Origin of the sequence: Advenella incenata, from assembly GCF_004217095.1 — a bacterium.
In the GTDB taxonomy this organism is placed as follows: domain Bacteria; phylum Pseudomonadota; class Gammaproteobacteria; order Burkholderiales; family Burkholderiaceae_B; genus Advenella; species Advenella incenata.
This window is the reverse complement of the sequence record NZ_SHKO01000001.1, coordinates 663,994-681,218: the sequence shown is the minus strand read 5'-3', so window position 1 is coordinate 681,218 and position 17,225 is coordinate 663,994. Positions and strand designations below refer to the sequence as shown.

16 protein-coding genes are annotated in these 17,225 nt (G+C 53.9%); 4 read left to right on the top strand and 12 right to left on the bottom strand.

What is annotated here, in order from left to right:
• Positions 1–106: 106 nt before the first annotated feature.
• Positions 107–823 (bottom strand): hypothetical protein, encoded by a 717-nt coding sequence (locus EV681_RS03060; RefSeq protein WP_128393877.1) that lies wholly within the window; start codon positions 821–823, stop codon positions 107–109.
• 181 nt (positions 824–1,004) lie between these two features.
• Between EV681_RS03060 and fghA the strand changes: the two genes are divergently transcribed.
• The 4 genes from fghA (at position 1,005) to EV681_RS03040 (ending at position 6,979) form a co-directional block, all read left to right on the top strand.
• A complete protein-coding gene (gene fghA, locus EV681_RS03055) occupies positions 1,005–1,856 on the top strand; it encodes an S-formylglutathione hydrolase (RefSeq protein WP_128393876.1) in 852 nt (283 codons plus the stop codon).
• Positions 1,857–2,409: 553 nt separating this feature from the next.
• Positions 2,410–3,288, top strand: coding sequence for an RNA polymerase sigma factor RpoH (gene rpoH, locus EV681_RS03050; RefSeq protein WP_128393875.1), 879 nt, complete (start codon positions 2,410–2,412; stop codon positions 3,286–3,288).
• Between the two features lie 368 nt (positions 3,289–3,656).
• Positions 3,657–6,473, top strand: a complete 2,817-nt coding sequence (locus tag EV681_RS03045; protein ID WP_128393874.1) for a cation:proton antiporter domain-containing protein — start codon at positions 3,657–3,659, stop codon at positions 6,471–6,473.
• Entirely contained in the window at positions 6,470–6,979 is a 510-nt protein-coding gene (locus EV681_RS03040) for a hypothetical protein (RefSeq protein ID WP_128393873.1), read from the top strand. The genes EV681_RS03045 and EV681_RS03040 overlap by 4 nt, the downstream gene beginning before the upstream one ends.
• Positions 6,980–6,986: 7 nt before the next feature.
• Here EV681_RS03040 and EV681_RS03035 read toward each other — a convergent pair whose 3' ends face one another.
• The 11 genes from EV681_RS03035 to EV681_RS02985 form a co-directional block, all read right to left on the bottom strand.
• A complete protein-coding gene (locus EV681_RS03035; RefSeq protein WP_128393872.1) occupies positions 6,987–7,382 on the bottom strand; it encodes a DUF4150 domain-containing protein in 396 nt (131 codons plus the stop codon).
• Between the two features lie 21 nt (positions 7,383–7,403).
• Positions 7,404–8,465, bottom strand: a complete 1,062-nt coding sequence (locus EV681_RS03030) for a pentapeptide repeat-containing protein (RefSeq protein ID WP_165392925.1) — start codon at positions 8,463–8,465, stop codon at positions 7,404–7,406.
• Complete coding sequence (locus tag EV681_RS03025) at positions 8,458–11,118, bottom strand: DUF2169 family type VI secretion system accessory protein (RefSeq protein WP_128393870.1); 2,661 nt, start codon at positions 11,116–11,118, stop codon at positions 8,458–8,460. The genes EV681_RS03030 and EV681_RS03025 overlap by 8 nt, the downstream gene beginning before the upstream one ends.
• A 6-nt stretch (positions 11,119–11,124) precedes the next feature.
• Positions 11,125–11,619 (bottom strand): hypothetical protein, encoded by a 495-nt coding sequence (locus EV681_RS03020; RefSeq protein ID WP_128393869.1) that lies wholly within the window; start codon positions 11,617–11,619, stop codon positions 11,125–11,127.
• A gap of 7 nt (positions 11,620–11,626) precedes the next feature.
• Positions 11,627–12,127 carry a hypothetical protein gene (locus tag EV681_RS03015; RefSeq protein ID WP_128393868.1) on the bottom strand — a complete coding sequence of 167 codons (501 nt, stop codon included), beginning with the start codon at positions 12,125–12,127 and terminating at the stop codon, positions 11,627–11,629.
• A 20-nt stretch (positions 12,128–12,147) separates the two neighbouring features.
• A complete protein-coding gene (locus EV681_RS03010) occupies positions 12,148–12,651 on the bottom strand; it encodes a hypothetical protein (RefSeq protein WP_128393867.1) in 504 nt (167 codons plus the stop codon).
• A 484-nt stretch (positions 12,652–13,135) separates the two neighbouring features.
• Complete coding sequence (locus tag EV681_RS03005) at positions 13,136–13,786, bottom strand: SCO family protein (RefSeq protein WP_130303275.1); 651 nt, start codon at positions 13,784–13,786, stop codon at positions 13,136–13,138.
• 49 nt (positions 13,787–13,835) lie between these two features.
• On the bottom strand, positions 13,836–14,738 hold the full coding sequence (gene cyoE / locus EV681_RS03000; RefSeq protein WP_128393865.1) for a heme o synthase: 903 nt from the start codon (positions 14,736–14,738) through the stop codon (positions 13,836–13,838).
• Positions 14,735–15,760, bottom strand: a complete 1,026-nt coding sequence (locus tag EV681_RS02995) for a COX15/CtaA family protein (protein ID WP_128393864.1) — start codon at positions 15,758–15,760, stop codon at positions 14,735–14,737. The genes cyoE and EV681_RS02995 overlap by 4 nt, the downstream gene beginning before the upstream one ends.
• Positions 15,761–15,765: 5 nt before the next feature.
• On the bottom strand, positions 15,766–16,428 hold the full coding sequence (locus EV681_RS02990; protein WP_207226997.1) for an SCO family protein: 663 nt from the start codon (positions 16,426–16,428) through the stop codon (positions 15,766–15,768).
• On the bottom strand, positions 16,425–17,201 hold the full coding sequence (locus EV681_RS02985; protein ID WP_278044073.1) for an SURF1 family protein: 777 nt from the start codon (positions 17,199–17,201) through the stop codon (positions 16,425–16,427). The genes EV681_RS02990 and EV681_RS02985 overlap by 4 nt, the downstream gene beginning before the upstream one ends.
• Between the last annotated feature and the right edge of the window lie 24 nt (positions 17,202–17,225).

Sequence of the window (17,225 nt, the reverse complement as noted above, 5' to 3'; positions counted from 1 at the left end):
TCACGACTCCTTTGCCTGTTTATGTTTGCCCGGCAAGCGTCCGGCAAATGCATATGCGCCATCACAGGAAGGATGCCCAACCCTGGCCGCCACTGACGCTTGCGACCTATTCTTCCAGTGACTGGCCCTGCTCCTGAACCGGCTGGATGCGCGGACGCCCTCGCCTGCCCTGCATTGGCCGCCGGCTGGCCACCGAGCAAAGCTGGCTGATGAATCCCGCAGAACCCAATGCCCATTGGCCGTGCAGCGCCTGTGCAATCTGTTGCAATTGACCTGACGAGAGGCCCTCGGTATAGCGATATTTGTATGCCGCCTGCCTGTCAAATGGCGTGTTGCCGGAAGACCAGTAATCGGCGTGGTCATTCAGGACCGGGCAAGAGCCCATAAAGGCCCCGGTATGAAAGCCGGCCGAAGACCACGGCCACAACTCGCTGTCACTGGCCCCCTTTTCCCGGGCTACCCACGACTCCAGCCAGATCATGGCAGGGATGACCCATACACCGGGCTCGACCAGCGTGGAACGATAGCGTCCGCTGAAAACGGGACCACTGCGCAGTGTCGTTGCCAAGTTACGGCCCAGCATCTGGATCAGCCGCGACAGGGATTTTTCATCGCCGGGCGTAGCCAGCAACAGAATACCGTCATCAGTCAGGGTCCACGCATGCAACATGACCCCGTTCCGGGCAAGCCCGTCGAAAAGCCATTTCTGCAACGTGTCCAGAATCCGGCTGCCGGCTGCGGCACGCGTGGCAAGCGGAAACAGAAACCGGGCATGAACCAGTTGTGGAATGCCGGGAGCATAAAGCCGGGGTAAACGGGCCATGGAATGTGCTGTACTTTGGATGAGAAGCCGTCATGGCCCCGAAAACCGGAAAGACCCAAGGGTTACCGGCGATTTTTTTCCTATATTGTAACTATGATTGAAACAATGCTATGGTAGAACATAGCTTTAAATTTGGCAAAAAACCGACAACAATCATCATATCAGGAGCAGGGGCCTACCCATGAGCGACAAACTTGAACTTTTAAGTGAACATTACTGTTTTGATGGCACGCAGCGCTTTTATCGCCATAACTCGCGCGAAATTGGCCTGCCCATGCAGTTTTCTGTTTATATTCCGCCGCAGGCAGCACGTGGACCGGTGCCCGCCCTTATTTATCTGGCCGGTCTGACATGTACCGAAGAAACGTTCATGACCAAGGCCGGCGCGCAACGCATGGCTGCAGAGTTGGGTTTGCTGCTGGTGGCGCCAGACACCAGCCCGCGCGGCGCCAACGTACCGAGCGAAGATGACGGCTGGGATTTTGGCACCGGCGCCGGCTTTTATCTGGACGCCACCGAACCAGGCTGGAAAGACAACTACAAAATGTACAGCTACGTGACCAAAGAATTACTGGAATTTATTCCTGAATTTGGCGGCGACCAAAGCCGTACAGGCATTTTCGGGCACTCCATGGGTGGCCACGGCGCGCTCACCATTGCCTTGAAGAACCCCGATCTATTTCGCTCGGTATCGGCATTTGCGCCCATTAGCGCCCCAATGAACTGCCCTTGGGGTGAAAAAGCGTTCACCGGCTATTTGGGGAAGGATCGCACAAGTTGGGAAAACTACGATGCCAGCAAGCTGATGGAACAAGCCAACACGCCGTTCCCAGACGGAATTCTGGTCGATCAGGGCCTGGCCGACAAATTCCTGGCTGATGGCCAGCTGTTGCCGGAATTGCTTGAGGCGGCCTGCGCCAAGGCCGGCCAGCCCCTGACGCTGCGGCGTCATGAACATTATGACCACGGTTATTACTTCATTTCCACATTCATGGAAGATCACCTGCGCTTTCATGCAGAGCGCCTGAAGTAAAGGCTGGTCAGGCAACCGGCAGACCCGCAGCGGTCTTGCCCGGTTACCGCCCCACCCGAACGACCACTCACGGCGTATAGTGAATTGTAGTGGCAAGTTGTGGCACCTTTTTAAAAGCCTGTCTTCAAGGCACATGTTGCCCCGTTGCCCTTATTGCACAATGCACCGCAGAGTCAACGGATTGGGGAACAATTGGGCGCGCCACCGGTCTTACTAAGAGCACAACGCTATTGAAGCCAAGCAGAACATTAAACCGTCTATTTAAGCGAGCGCACTCGCAGCAAAACGAAGCCGGCGCTCAACTTTACCGGTATAAAACAGGTTTTTGTTACGGATTTTTGCGTATTTCCCAAGTTCGACGCTGTCGGTGCCGGGCGATACAACAGGCAGCAGGCGCTCGGCCCCAAGGCCGGCAACACGGTGAACAACTTGCTCAAATAACCATTTGAAACGGAACTTTTTAGCTTATGCCCACTCAATATTAGCACTCGGTGACAGAGAGTGCTAATATATAAGTACTTTGAATATTCCTTGTCAGGAGATATACAAAACCATGTCAAATCAAGCGCTTACACTGCAAAACTCGATTGCCTCCGCGATTACCAATCCTGGTGCGCTGGGTACGATCGAGTCTTACATTAGTGCTGTGAATCGCATCCCCATGCTCACGCCCGAGCGCGAGCAGGAATTGGGCGCGACCCTTCAGGAAAAGGGCGATCTGAACGCTGCGCGCGAACTGATCATGTCCCATCTGCGGCTGGTTGTCTCCATTTCCCGCCAGTATCTGGGCTATGGACTGCCCCACGCCGACCTCATCCAGGAAGGCAATATCGGGCTCATGAAAGCGGTCAAACGTTTCGATGTGACCCGTGGTGTGCGCCTGGTGTCCTTTGCCGTGCATTGGATCAAGGCCGAAATTCATGAATACATCATCCGCAACTGGCGGTTAGTGAAAATCGCGACCACCAAGGCGCAACGCAAACTATTTTTCAATTTGCGCAGCATGCGCCCCGATGGCCAGACGCTCACGCCAGAGCATATCGAAGGCATCGCCTCAAAACTCAACGTGCGTCCGCAAGACGTCAGCGAAATGGAAGTGCGCCTGACCGGCCGCGACATGTCGCTGGAATCGCAAGACGACGACAGCGATGATTTCGCGCCCATTTCCTATCTGTCCGACGAAGGAGAGCAGGAACCTGGTACGGTGCTGGATCGTCGGGCCCAAGACGATATGCAGGGTACCGGCGTCTCAAACGCCCTGGCGGTCCTGGATCCCCGCTCTCGTCGCATTATCGAGGCGCGCTGGTTGCAGGACGAGGGCGGTGGCTCTACCCTGCATGAATTGGCAGATGAATTCGGCGTGTCGGCCGAACGTATACGCCAGATTGAATCGGCCGCGCTCAAGAAAATGCGTGGCGCATTTGCCTCATAACGCTGTCATGCCATCAGGCCTTCAGGACATAAGGCCGTTTCGGCAGGCAACAAAGGGCACCCACTGCGGTGCCCTTTCCTTTTTCAGCAGACAAATTCCCGATACGTAACCGTCTGAAATATTCGGGATGAAATTGCCGGAACTTCCCCATGAACTGTTTGACTAATTACTATGATTCGCTCATCCCTGTCCTTGACACATGTTCGGATCCGTCCGTTTCTGCTTCTCCTCTTTCCCCTCCCCTTTGAAACGGATGTTAAGGGTGCTTCTTCATGAAGCACCTTTTTTTTGTCCGCGCCAAAAATATCGGTCTGCACAAAAACATATCCGGGTATAGTTGATTTCCGCCGTACCAGAAATGTTCTCGCATGGAAATCCAATACTTCGTATTTGCACTGGCCGGGCTGCTGACGATTGCCTGTTTTATGCCCTCGCTGGCAAGCCGGCTGGGTTTGCCGCACACCGTCACGCTCGCAATTTTAGGCGGCGCATTGGGACTGATCGTTCAGGCCAATGGCATTCACTGGCCCTTCATTGGCGATTTCCTGCATGCCCTGCACGGGTTTTCCATTTCGTCCCAGACCTTTCTGATTGTTTTCCTGCCCATCCTGCTATTTGAAACATCCATGGCGATGAATGTGCGTCGCATTATGGTCGACATCAGCCCGATACTGACCATGGCCATTGTGGCCGTTTTGGTCTGCACCGTGAGCGTCGGCATGATCATGGCCGAGTTCTCAGGCTACAGCCTGGCGGTGTGCCTGCTGCTTGGCGCCATTGTGGCCACTACCGACCCGGTGGCCGTAGTCGGCATCTTTCGCGAAGTGGGCGCGCCCAAACGCCTGACCACACTGGTAGAAGGCGAATCCCTGCTCAATGACGCTGCGGCCATTGCCCTGTACACCGTTTTCATATCCGTTATTACCCGCGATGCCCCGCTCAGTATTGAAAACATCGCTGGTCACTTTCTGTACAGCTTCCTGATTGGCGGCCTCATCGGCTTCATTTTTGGCCATATTACCTGCCGGCTTTTTCATTACATGCGCGGCTGGCCCACTGCCGAGATCAGCCTGACCATCTGCACCGCCTATCTGACGTTCTTTATTTCCGAGCATTATTTCCATGTTTCCGGTGTCGTGGCTACTGTGGTGGCAGGACTGGTTGTGGGTTCGGCAGGCCGCACGCGGATGTCACCCTCCACCTTCGAGCAGCTTGGGCACGCATGGGAGCAGTTCGGGTTCTGGGCCAATTCGCTGATTTTCATTCTGGCAGCCATGCTTATCCCGCGACTGGTCATTGACCTCGATTTCAAGCAGGCCTTGCTGGTTGTCCTATTGTTCATCACCACGCTTGCCGCCCGTGCTGCAGTCGTCTTTGGCGTCATTCCCCTGCTGACAATGTTCAAAATGTCGACTTATGTGAGTCGTCCTTTTCGCGCAGTCATGTGCTGGGGCGGCTTAAGGGGCGCGATCTCGCTTGCACTGGCGCTGGCGGTCACGGAGCAGACGGCAATTCCGGCCGATGTGCGTCATTTTGTCGCTGCGGCAACCACCTGCTACGTGCTGGCAACACTGCTGATCAACGGTCTTACCCTGCGCCCGCTAATTTCCAAGCTCGGGCTGGATCAGCTCAGTCCGGTAGAGCAAGGGCTGCGCAACCAGGCATTGGTGATCGCCCTGGATGACGTCAAGGAACAGACCGACGAACTGGCCGGCCTGCTCAAAATGGAGGCCAGCGCCAAACAACAGGTGGATGCCATCTTTGCCAAGGGGATGGCCGACATTCAGAAAGACGAAACCGACTATCTGAGCAAGGGTGATCGACTCTCTGTCGCGCTGGCGATTATTTCCAACCGGGAAGAAGAACTGTTTTTTGATTCGCTAAAGAAACAGCTGATTCCCTGGCAGGCGGCCCAGACCCTGCTGTCCAATGCCGAGAATCTGGGCGATGCTGCCCGTGCCGGTGGCGCACGGGCTTACACCCGCGCGCTGCGCTATGACATACGTTATACGAGTGCGTTCAAAATTGCCTTGCGCATGCAGACCAATTTCAATTTCAGCCCCTGGCTGGCTCATGAACTGTCCCAGCGGATTATCAAACTAATCAGCAAACACTCAGTGGTCAGCCAGTTGATCCGCTTCTGCCGCGATGACCTGAGGCCCCTGCTGGGACAGGAAATTGCCGGCAAGGCAGAACGCATCCTGGTCGCCAGGCTGCACACGATCGACACCGCCTTGAGCGCCCTGAACCTGACTTATCCGGTCTATGCGCACTGGACCCAGGAAGATTATCTGGCCAGGATTGCCCGCTCACTGGAAGTGACGCGCTATAACGAAATGCTCGAACAGTCGCTGATTACCAAGGAAGTCTATAACAACCTGATTGCCCAGGTGAATAAACGTTGGGAGCCGCTGTTTCGCCATCCCAGCCTGGACGTGTCGCTCAGCGCCAAGGAACTGGTCAAGCGCGTGCCACTGTTCGAAGAGATGGACGATACCGCCCTGACGCAGTTGAGCAAGCTGCTGCGGCCCCGCCTGATGCTGCCTAATCAAACGGTCCCGCAAGTTGACCGGTACGGCCACAAACTGATGTTCTTTGTCGCCTCCGGGGCGGTTCTGATCACGCTACCCGACTCTTCCCGCGTGGAACTGGGCTCAGGTGAAATGCTGGGTGAGTTGAGCATGCTCACCGATAAGACCCTGACGCAAAGCGTGCGATCCATGGGCTACTCCAAACTGCTGTTCCTGCAGGCACGGGATTTTCATGCGTTGATGAAAAAATTCCCTGATATCAAGGAAAAAATTGACCTGGTGGTCAAACATCGGCTGCGGGCGCTGGAAGTGTGGGAGCAATATGCTGCCAAATCGGTAAATGCAACAGACGGTATGGACGAATCGGAAACCGCCGCCGCCCCAGGGGGAATTTCGGGTAAACAAGAAACAGACGAGCCGGCACGCGCTGCGACGGATGCTGCCGGCACACATGCTACCGCAAATAATGATAGTGACAGTGGCACCACTTCCGACGGCGCCGACACTGCCTCGCCGGAGTCGGGGTTGCGTACCGATACCGCTGCCGATAGCAACAACGACACGGACGATGCCAAAGCACGCCCATCCGTGGCGCCGGCCCCAGCACAAGCGCTGCTGACATCCGGACGCCACGACGCAACGGAGCAGCCATGATTCTAAAAAACGGCCAGCAACGTCGACTCGATATTCCCCGCAAGTGGTTCTATCTCTTGCTCTTTTCACAAACGGCTGCGATCATCGTCGTTGTCGCGACCTGGGTGACCACGACCCACCCGGCCGGTTACGCACTGGCGCTAGGCTTATGGATGCTATCACTGCCTTATTTGCTCAAGGCCAGGACAGCCTTGCGCGATGAGCAGACGCTGAAACACAAAATACTCCGGGATGGGGCACCGGCCTCGGGCACGGTGCTGCACATCGAGCGGGCTGGCGAGCAAACCTATACCGATGAGTTTTACGATATCACATTGCAAACGTCGTTTTCAGCAACGCCCGTCGTGATCCGCTCCCTGCTGCCAGATCACATACGCATTACCGCGGGCCAGATCCTGCCGTTGCGCTATCTCGCCGAGCAAGAACAAGCGATAATAATGTTTGAATCCGACGGCGACGGCGTTGCCCGAACTGATATTGCGCCCCCGCAATCTGATCTCCCCTGATACGGCATCATCCCGCGAAACACTGGTTTTTAAATTGGAAACTAGGAATGATATCCATCACGATAACGTTTCTGCGATTACTCTTTTCTACACCTGATAGCCTGACCGACGGTTTATTATTCAATTTATAGGTTGTCGAGTAATTGGCCAGATGCGAGGTCTGGCTCATAAAAACCTGCGAGGCAATACCGCCGGCAACGCCAGGTTGATCACCGAAAGAGATAATTTTCTTGGTGCCTTTGTTATGCACGGGAGCACAACAAAACAGCAGGCGAAAGCAGGGGTTAGGCGCCAACAAGTGCGTCCCGAAGTTCGGGTAAGGGATGGGGAGCATGGCTGGCGGCGTTTTACAGCAGTCCGGAAATCCCAAATATCCGCCGCCTAATGAAGTAATGTTGTACATGTTTTGTTCCTGTCTTTTCTGTCAAATTTCGGAGCGCATGCGCAACGCATGCAATTCGGCGTCTCTCAACGCCTGGTCTACCGAAGCCACGCCGGGCTTAACCGCCAGCCATGGATCGGTGCCGCTGACGCCGTGCATCGAAGTATATTCGAAGCTGGCGCCGCTAAAAACGGTGCGTTCCAGCAAGGCATAATCGAACCTGGCATAAGCCAGCGCCGCCTGGCTAAAATCGGCTCCACTGCAGTCAGCCCTTTCGAACGACGCGTAGCCAAGGCGAGCATGCCTGAAATCGGCCTGCATCAATGCGGCGTCAGTCCAGACTGTTTTTTCCAGATCGGCTTCGTATGCGCGCATACCGTGCATCGTGGCCTCTGCGAACAAAGTATATTGACCCTGAACGCGACTCAAATCGGCGCCAGATAAATCCGCCTTGGCAAAGACCGATTGCGACAGGGTTGCGCCAACAAACAAGCAATCGTTCAGCAAGGCTTCAGTGAACTGGCATGCCACGAATACCCGGTCTGAAAACTGCTGTCCTTGCAGGTTGCAGCCAATGAACATCATTTGCTTGAACTGCTGGTTAAGGAACCGGGTTCGACGCAGGTCGGTTTCGTAGAAAACCAGGCGATCCAGCTCTCTTTTGCCAAATTCCGCGTTCACAAAAGACGAATCCTTGAAAACACTTTTGGAAAAGCTGGCGACATGCAGACTGCAATTGTCAAAGCAACAGGCCTGGAAAATCGTGCTATCGATGTGGGCGTCTTTCAGGTCCGCGCCTTTCAGGTTGACCTCGTTCCACGCCGCGTCGTGTATCCGGGCCACTTGCAAACTGGCTCGCTGCAGATCGCACTGCGTGAACACGCTGTCTGTCAATTGCACGCCATCCATGCGCGCATCGTCCAGGCAGCAATCAATGAACGTGCAGGCAGTCAGGACACAGCCGGATAAATCGGCACCACGAAAATTCACATGATCAAATGCCATGCCCGACAGATCCATGGCACGCACATCCTGGCCCGAAAAATCCTGTTCCGAGCACGGTTCTCCTCTCGTTTTGAATCGTTCCAGCAACACCCTAGCCATGGCCAAACAACGCCTCCATATCGACGGCATCGCGATGCATCGGATAAAGTTCCAGTTGCTGCCGATAGGCTTTGTCCAGGCGCGTCGCCGGGTCTATCCTTGCCTTGGAAACATTAGTCCTGAAAAAAGTCGCGTGATCGAAGTTGCATCCCTCCAATCCGGCCTTTTCAAACGTCGCCTGAATCAGATCTGCCCCGCGAAACGAACTGCCCGCCAGCTCAGCCTTATGAAAGATGCAATTGCGCGCACCAACAAAATCAAAATTGCAGTCATGAAGCACCGACTTTGTAAAATCAGTACCGTTCAGGTCGCTACGGGTGAACTGGCTGGATGACATGTCTACCGCCATGAAATTGCATTCCAGCAGGCGGCTGCCAACAAACCGGCATGCCGTCAGGGTGACATCTTCTTCAAATAAAATATTGACCAGCTTACATTGCGTAAAACTGCAAGCGTTCAAGCGGCATTCCGTCCAGGAAACATCCTTGAACGTCCCCTCCTGTACAACGAGACCCTCGAACTGACTTTCTGTCCATGCCACTTTGAATAAATCGCAGTTTTTCAATTGCAGGTTCCTGGCCTCGCCATCTGTGATAATGCAGGCATTGAAGCGACACGCCTCAAATATCGTATCATGCAGAATGAGCCCTTCTGGCATCAGACTGGACAAACTGGCCTGCGAAACATACGTCCCGACGAATGACAACTGGTCAGTATTGGTTTCATGAAACAGGCAATCGCGTAACTGCGCGTCGCTTATTCGCGCCATGGCAAGATTCGCATTGGTGAAATCAATCCGATTCATCCGTGCACGTGCGAACCGCGCCCGTGTCAGTACAGCTCGCGTGAAATCGATCTGTTCCAACTGCGCATCTTCGAAATTGACGCCCTCCAGGAAACTATCGGTAAAATTCGCGCCGCTAAGACGGATCCCGCGCAAGTCCGCACCAGTCAGATCCATATCCGACAAGTCTCGATTGAACTGATAACGGCGCATGACTTCCTGTCTCACAGCAGTGCTCTGATCCACGTCAAGCACGACCGCAGGCCTCTGGTATTGCGCCGTATACAAGTACGATTTGCGAGTGTTTTTTCTAAGCTGATCGATCGTCGCCAAACTCATTGATGCCTGCGCGGCGCGATCCTGGCCCTGAGCCTGCTCGCGCAACATATCAAAATGACTCAAGTCGGGCGGACCGGCGTGATCGATCTGGATCTGAGCCAGATCGGTCTCGTCCATGTCGGCGTATTTATCCATTTGTGCGATATATTCGCCAAGTTCGGGTGTGTCCTGCTTTGCTTGCTCGGCCATTCCCCTGGCCTGGTCCCGCCCGTCCACGCCCAGTTTTGTCAATCTCGCTCGTCGGTCCAATGTCGACATATTTATAAAATCTTCCGGCGGCCCAACAAATGGTGGATAGATATCATCGTAATCAAGTCCCTGGGTCTGCATCCATTTTTTTATCTCCGTCTCTTGCGTGTTGACGAAACGCGCAAGACGGTCAGCTAACGGGGACTCCTGCATCGCCAATTCATCTTGTATGTCGGGACGCAATAAATCTGCGGTGATCAGTTCTTCATCCAGCTCATAATGCTCGGACGCCACTTCTGGATCCATTCGATATTGCATGATTTGTCGGTAATGCCCAAGCGGGCGCGGCGCATTCTGCCGCTCTATTGCTCCCATGACCACCGCCACGTCGTCGGCCTCTTCGTCCCTGATTGGCACTGTCCCATGGAACATGACAATCATGGACAGGGTATCGGGCAGCAACCAGACAGTCGACGCAACCATATTATCCACTTCCACCAGATCATTATCATCTGAATGATTGCTGCCAGCGGCTTGCTTCAATTTCAGGAAACAACGGGCCCGTAGTTCCGGCAGCGTACCTTCCCAGCAGTGCTTCTGTTCATTCATATTCCATATTTGGAAGTGCTCGCCCAAGGGTAGCTCGGCGCGATTGCGCCACTGCTGATCAGATCGGGCCATATTGAATACTTCCGGATTCATATCCGGCAGGAACCCAGGGAACTCATATTTATGCCATTGCTCGCTGTAGGTTCCCTGCATGCCGATGCGATCAGGATGCGTTAACCCGATAGGCCCGAAGCAGGCTGGCTCGGGGGTGTCCTGGCGGTGCGCGATCCTGTGCAACGGATCCTCAATATTAGGCAGCGGTATCGCCTCGATACCGTTGACCTCTACCTTCGTCGTGCCCTTGCCTGCCGGGTTGGCCGCGACCTTCTCGCCGCCAAATGCATGACTCCAGTCAATAGGCATGGCGTCAAACGGCTCGGGGGTGGATATCGATTGGTTGATCCAATACCGCTGTCCGGATACCACCAATTGTTTCTCAAGCTCACCAATTTGCGCGCGCACCATGCAAGCCGTCTTGTCTGATTGATGCGCCGTATAGGCATGCCCGCTAATCAAATACTCTGGAAACGCCTTGGGCATGATATGGTCAAGCATGCCGCCGCTATCGAGCGTCGGCAACAGATCCGCCCAGATCCGCTGGTCGTCCTGCAGGAAATGTCCCTGCTGATCTTGTTCTACCAGGGCGTAGATTGCAACGCCCAGATACGGCCGACCATGCCAGGAGTAGGGACGCGTGAGCAGGCTGAATCGATCTGCTTTTATGGTTTTCATATGTGATCAGTGTTGCGATTTCTTTTTGGTGGGCTGATAGACGAAAATGCCGCCCAACTGTTTCATATCCTTTGTCTTGTCATTCAGAAAATCGGCCCGGGATTTGTTGATGCCCTGCACTTTGAATTGCGCGATACCTGCCTGCACCCTCACCGGCGACGGCAGCAGGAAGTACTTGCCGGTATTTGTCGTCAAGCCCGAGAGGTTCATGTACATCCCCGACATATTGATGCTATATCCATACAACGATATATTGATCGGAGACATCAGGATCTTGGCAATGAACAAGGACACCTCTACCGCCCTGATTTTCATAATGGTGTAATAGGTCTCATGAACGATTGGCGCCTTGCAATGAATCCCTGTATCGGTCAGCCAGGCAAGGAAAGAGTTATGCTCATGTAGCGACGGCTTATCCACTGTCTTGTTCAGTGTATTCTTATATTCAAGATCCACTTTGCCGACATGATGGTCGGTCGCATTTCCAATAATTTTTGCCATCTTGCACCTACCAACCGTTGATCGTCAGCCCGTTGAAGGACACGGTCTTTTTGTTTATCTTTTTGATTTTCACGTGTTTTTCCCAGGAAAGCACGTGCAGTATGGGCGTAAACACATGGCTGTTCTCCTCTGCCTGCGAGTGGGTGAACTTATACGGTGAAGGATTGAAAAAAAATGCGCCCATCAGCATATAGATGCCGGCCATTTCAGTTTTATGGGTGGCGGCCGCAGCCACGTTCAAACCGTTCATCTGCAGGTTAACGAACGATGCGCCCAGCTGTATCCCGGTTACATTAGTGCTGAAGGTGTAATCCAGTTTTTTCTGATCACACTCGAATGTGATCGTATCGCCGTTGCGATAATAGATCTGCCCGCCTGCATCGACAGTCAGGCCATTCTTGTAATTCATCACGGTATGCTGATCAACTGTGATGTTTTCCGCGGCCTCGAGCTCCGTTGTCAGATTCTGCTCATAAGCATTCGTAAAGGTACTTTTATAGAAAGCCATAATTCACAGTGATGATATTGTCAGGAGACTTTTGACTTACTGGCGGTTTCATGTTCATTGCCGGTTCGCACATACCTGATTGCGTGCAAGATTTTCTTCTTTTTGCTGCGGTTGTCATATTTATGCGATAACGGTGTCGCTACCACTGTCACGAGCATTTTAAACAGATTCAAATTCACCCATGCAGCCGCGCCATGACTGGTAACGACGGTTCCTAATGAATTGGTAGCGCCGGTACTCAGGAAAAAGACGCCATATGCGTTCACGTTAACGCCTGCGATCGTAGACGTGAAGTTCTTGCTCATTGTCTTTCTGTCGGTATCAACATCGAGATGGACACCGCTTACATGGTCCACCAAGACCAAGGCGTCGATTTTCAGCTTACCTGAATCAACAGTAATATCCAGCCCTTGCTTATAATTTTGTATTGAGATGCCTTCAACCGTCTTATGTTCCATGCCCTTCACCGTATAAGTGGCGGGTCCCTGAAACTTGTCCCGGTAACTACCTTTGTAAAGTGCCATGATTTACGTCCAGATAAAAATACCCGCCTGCCCTTTGATTACAGTCGCATACAAAAGGCACCTCAACCAAAAGCATCAATAAAAACAACACGTACATGAAAAACGCACTACTGCGGCGCCTGTCCTTCAACTGGTGGACCGGCCTGCGTGCGTGGCCTGTATCTCTGACCTAAACGAATGATTTTATTGAATACTTTACGATATAGGCAGGAGTAATTTACTTATAATCAATCTGTCATCATATTCGCACTAACCCTAGAATTGAAACAATTCATTCTACCCAGGCAAAAGCGGTTTGCCTGAAAATATCATATGTGTAGATGCCGCAAGGTCTAAACAGCCAGTCAACCTTAAACGCTGAAACATTTGGTTTCTATTTGGCTGATCACCTGAAACACCGGTGCACGAACCGATCCGTCGATAACGAGACCGATTCACACAAAAAAAGCGCCTTCGCGCTCTTTTTTTTCCTGGCCTTCGTGCCTCAAAGCAATTTCTGCAAATCGGCAGCAATGTCTTCAGGAGGCGTATTCGGCTTGAACAGGAGCCTGGATTCTCCCTTGGTATCGATAACATACAACCCAGAACTGTGTTCCATCATATAGCTTTTCCCGCTATCGACCTTCTTATAATACGCCTTGAAAGACGAAGCCGCCTTGGCGATCTGGTCATCCGAACCGGTCAATCCCATGAAGGAAGGGTCAAAGGCCGCTACATATTGCTTCAATACCTGCGGGGTATCGCGCTGCGGATCGACACTGATCATGACCACTTGCACCAGATCGCGTGCTTGCGGTTCAAGTTTTTCCTTCACCTGGGCCAGCTCAGCCATGGTCGTCGGACATACGTCAGGACATTGCGTGAATCCAAAAAATACCACCAGCACCTTGCCGCGATAAGCGTCCAGCAGGTTGATCTGCTTGCCATTGTGATCAAGCAGTTTCACGTTCTTGCCAAAACCCGTACCGGTTATGTCCGTTCCGGTAACGCCTGACAATGCACTCGCGGCACCAGCAGACGCGCCTGAGTTTGTCGTACCGGCACCACCGTTATTATCGCAGGCCGACAGGACTACCGCGAGGGTCAGCGCAAGCGCAGCCCTGGCCGCGATCCGCAAACGCATAGAAGACATCATTGCAAACTCCAGTTTTTTATGACAGGGCCGTTGCATGGCGCCCTGCCCATCAGCCGGTAATACCCGACATCAAAATCCAATGATCGATCAGCAGCGCCATGAACAGCAGCGACAGATAAAGGATCGAATAGCGGAAAGTCTTACGGGCCAGTTCGTCACTATATGCCTTGTACAGCTTGTATGCATAACCGATGAAAATGGCGCCCAGTATCAGCGCGCTGGATAGATACATATAGCCGCTCATGCGAATCACAAATGGCAATATGGTGATCACCAGGAGCATGAAGGTGTACAGCAGAATATGCAGGCGAGTAAAGTCTTTGCCATGCGTGACCGGCAGCATAGGCAGGCCCGCATTGCGATAATCGTGCTCGCGATACAGCGCCAGCGCCCAGAAATGAGGCGGGGTCCAGACAAAGATGATCAGCACCAGCAGCCACGCTTCTGCGGGCACGGCATTGGCCACTGCCGCCCAGCCCAATGCCGGCGGCATGGCGCCGGACAGGCCACCGATCACGATATTCTGCGACGTACGCGGCTTGAGGATAATGGTATAGATCAGCGCATAGCCGATGAAGGTGGCAAAGGTAAGCCACATGGTCAGCGGATTCACCAGATGATACAAAACCAGCATGCCGGCACCGCCGACTACGCCCGATAGAATGATCACTTGCAAGGCGGTAATCGTACCCTTGGCTGTCGGTCTGCGTGCCGTACGCAACATGCGCGCATCAATCTCGAACTCGATCAGGCAGTTGATGGCAAACGCAGCGGCAGCAAGCAGCCAGATTCCAATCGTTGCAGCAATCAGAATCTGCACCGGCGGCAAACCTGGCGAGGCCAGGAACATACCGATGACCGCGCAAAACACAGCCAATTGGGTTACGCGTGGCTTGGTCAGGACCAGGTACTGTCGCAACAGTCCGGCATCAGGATGGATAGCAGTTGTCATAGTGGCAAAAACGACCCTTTACCACCGCGGGACATCCGCACCAGCAGGGTCACGCAGGCTATGGTAAGCCCGGCAGCACCCCCTGTGTGCAGTACCGCGATAAGCAATGGCCATTGAAAGAAAATGGTTGTCAGGCCGGTCAGCACCTGAACAATAAGCAGCCCGATCAGCAAATGGGCTGGCCCTTTCAGACCGGCTTCCCGACGCGCTACAAAAGCCAGCGCAAACAGGAAAACAAAAACAAAAAAAGCAAAATTGCGATGCGTCCAGTGTATCGCGGTCAGCGCTTCCTGAGAAATAATTTCACCGGTCGGCAGCTCACCCAACGCCCGCACCAGGGAAAAACCGCCCCGATAGTCCATCTCGGGCACCCAGGCGCCATGACAGGTGGGAAAATCCATGCAGGCAAGCGCCGCGTAATTGGTGCTGACCCAGCCCCCCAGAAACAACTGCACAATCAGCACGATGAACCCCAACGCCATCCATGGCCGCCAGGCACGCGCACGCGCGGCAATGCCCACATGGGGCTTTTCACGGGCGGCCAGCCAGGTCATCATGGCCAGCAGCAGCATGCCCAGCACCAGATGCGTGGTCACAACCAGCGGCATCAGCTTGTGCGTCACGGTCCAGGCCCCGAAGGCGCCCTGCAGGCAGACAGCGATCAGGGTAGCGGTAGCCAGCACCGGCGATCTGCCAAGCTCACGGCGATAGCGCCATGCCATGTACACAATCGCAATAATCATCATCCCCAGCAACGTACCCCAGTAGCGGTGAATCATTTCGATCCAGGCCTTTGACATGGACACCGGGCCAAAAGGTTGCTGCTGCAGTGCATTTGCAATATGTTCGGAAGCGCCCAAAGGGCTGGCCTTGCCGTAACAACCCGGCCAGTCTGGGCAGCCCAGCCCTGAATCGGTCAGGCGTACAAAGGCGCCGAACATAATCAGATCCAGCGTAAAAAACCAGGTCAGAAACACCAGCCTGCGATAGCGGCTGCGAATCCGTTCAGTTACCGTGTTCATATGCATCAGCCGATGGTCGAGGCGTGCAGCAATTTGGCCAGATCACCGCGAAAACGCACGGGATCAGACTCATTGCCGGGGTAATGCATAATCAGGTTGCCATTGGGGTCGATAATCCACAGGTAGGAATCCATTTTCTTTTCGACCGCAACCGCATCCCCTGCACGATCGGCTTCGTCCAGCAGAAAATCGCTGAGCGCCTTGGGATCGACCCGTAACATGATCGTGCCTTTGTACGCTTCCAGCACTTTTTCCGGAATAGGCTGATTATCTGTCACAAACCAGATCCGCTGAATGCGGTTGACATTCTTGCCCTGACTGGCGTGCCCGTTGCGGGTGAAATGCAGTTTCTGTGCGCATGAATCCGGGCAGGCGCCGCCATCGGAGGTGACCAGCAGCCACTTGCCTTTGAGGGTATTCAGATCGAAAGGCTTGCCATCCAGCGTGGCCAGGCTGAGCGCTTCTGACGAGGGCATGGGCCGCTGTGGCTGAACAAAATTGCCGTAATTGGTCGCACCGTCTGGTCTCAGGGAAGGCACATAGTACAGCAACGCAGCTGCAATCATGGGCACGATACAGCTCAGAATAATCAGGTACAGGGGCATATTGGAACGCTTTGCGCCCGACTGCGTGGGAGTCCCGGATGACGATGGACGGTTGGTATTCATGACGACGACATTTCCTTTGTACTTTTCAGACGCAGCCGGATCAGGCTGATCAACAAGGCCAGGGCGGCAATGGCGGCAAAACAGAACCATTGCAATGCATAGCCGATATTCTTATCCGCATCAATAGAAGGATGCGGCCAATCTCGCACCAGCCCCTGCTCGGAGGAACCGGTTTGCAGCACCACCAGTGGCAGCATACTCAAGCCACTGGCCTTGCCAAATTCGGCCAAATCCAGATTCTGCACCTGAGGCAGCGGTCCGCTGCTTTGGGGAATCTGTTCAGGCAACTGCGCCACGGCCTTGCCCAAACTCCATAGTTCGAACAGGCGCGGCACCCGCAGAGCGATCTCACCGCTTACCGTCTGCCTGCCTTCAGGCAAGGCAAATTCAGGCATGGCGGACGGCGTCAGCACTTGAGGGAACCAGCCGCGCAATACCAATACCGCATCACGCGAATCATTGTCCAGCAACAGGGGGGTGGCAAGCCAATAGCCCGGGCGACCGTTCTGGTTGCGATTGACCAATACACTGAAGGCGCCTAGCCAATGACCGGCGACTGTTGCAGGACGCCATGCCACAATATCGGAAGACGGAATATGCTTGTCAATGGCCAGCGGCGGCAGAGCCTGCCCGCTTTCAATCTGCTGCGCAGTCGCGCGGCGCTCGTCGGCGCGATGCAACTGCCATCGACCCAGAGAAACGAAAATCACAGTCAGCAATGCCAGCAGAATCAGCATCGTTACTGTTTTCCAGTTTATTAATTTCCGTTTCATTACTACAATATTCTATTCCAGTCA

Excerpts from the sequence above, each read along its gene's own strand:
- EV681_RS03010 (WP_128393867.1), bottom strand. The coding sequence starts at position 12,651 with ATGGCACTTTACAAAGGTAGTTACCGGGACAAGTTTCAGGGACCCGCC.
- cyoE (WP_128393865.1), bottom strand. The coding sequence starts at position 14,738 with ATGACAACTGCTATCCATCCTGATGCCGGACTGTTGCGACAGTACCTG.
- EV681_RS02985 (WP_278044073.1), bottom strand. The coding sequence starts at position 17,201 with ATGAAACGGAAATTAATAAACTGGAAAACAGTAACGATGCTGATTCTG.
- EV681_RS03020 (WP_128393869.1), bottom strand. The coding sequence starts at position 11,619 with ATGGCAAAAATTATTGGAAATGCGACCGACCATCATGTCGGCAAAGTG.
- EV681_RS03035 (WP_128393872.1), bottom strand. The coding sequence starts at position 7,382 with ATGTACAACATTACTTCATTAGGCGGCGGATATTTGGGATTTCCGGAC.
- fghA (WP_128393876.1), top strand. The coding sequence starts at position 1,005 with ATGAGCGACAAACTTGAACTTTTAAGTGAACATTACTGTTTTGATGGC.
- EV681_RS03025 (WP_128393870.1), bottom strand. The coding sequence starts at position 11,118 with ATGAAAACCATAAAAGCAGATCGATTCAGCCTGCTCACGCGTCCCTAC.
- EV681_RS03005 (WP_130303275.1), bottom strand. The coding sequence starts at position 13,786 with ATGATGTCTTCTATGCGTTTGCGGATCGCGGCCAGGGCTGCGCTTGCG.
- EV681_RS02995 (WP_128393864.1), bottom strand. The coding sequence starts at position 15,760 with ATGAACACGGTAACTGAACGGATTCGCAGCCGCTATCGCAGGCTGGTG.
- EV681_RS03015 (WP_128393868.1), bottom strand. The coding sequence starts at position 12,127 with ATGGCTTTCTATAAAAGTACCTTTACGAATGCTTATGAGCAGAATCTG.
- EV681_RS03045 (WP_128393874.1), top strand. The coding sequence starts at position 3,657 with ATGGAAATCCAATACTTCGTATTTGCACTGGCCGGGCTGCTGACGATT.
- EV681_RS03060 (WP_128393877.1), bottom strand. The coding sequence starts at position 823 with ATGGCCCGTTTACCCCGGCTTTATGCTCCCGGCATTCCACAACTGGTT.
- rpoH (WP_128393875.1), top strand. The coding sequence starts at position 2,410 with ATGTCAAATCAAGCGCTTACACTGCAAAACTCGATTGCCTCCGCGATT.
- EV681_RS03030 (WP_165392925.1), bottom strand. The coding sequence starts at position 8,465 with ATGGCTAGGGTGTTGCTGGAACGATTCAAAACGAGAGGAGAACCGTGC.
- EV681_RS03040 (WP_128393873.1), top strand. The coding sequence starts at position 6,470 with ATGATTCTAAAAAACGGCCAGCAACGTCGACTCGATATTCCCCGCAAG.
- EV681_RS02990 (WP_207226997.1), bottom strand. The coding sequence starts at position 16,428 with ATGAATACCAACCGTCCATCGTCATCCGGGACTCCCACGCAGTCGGGC.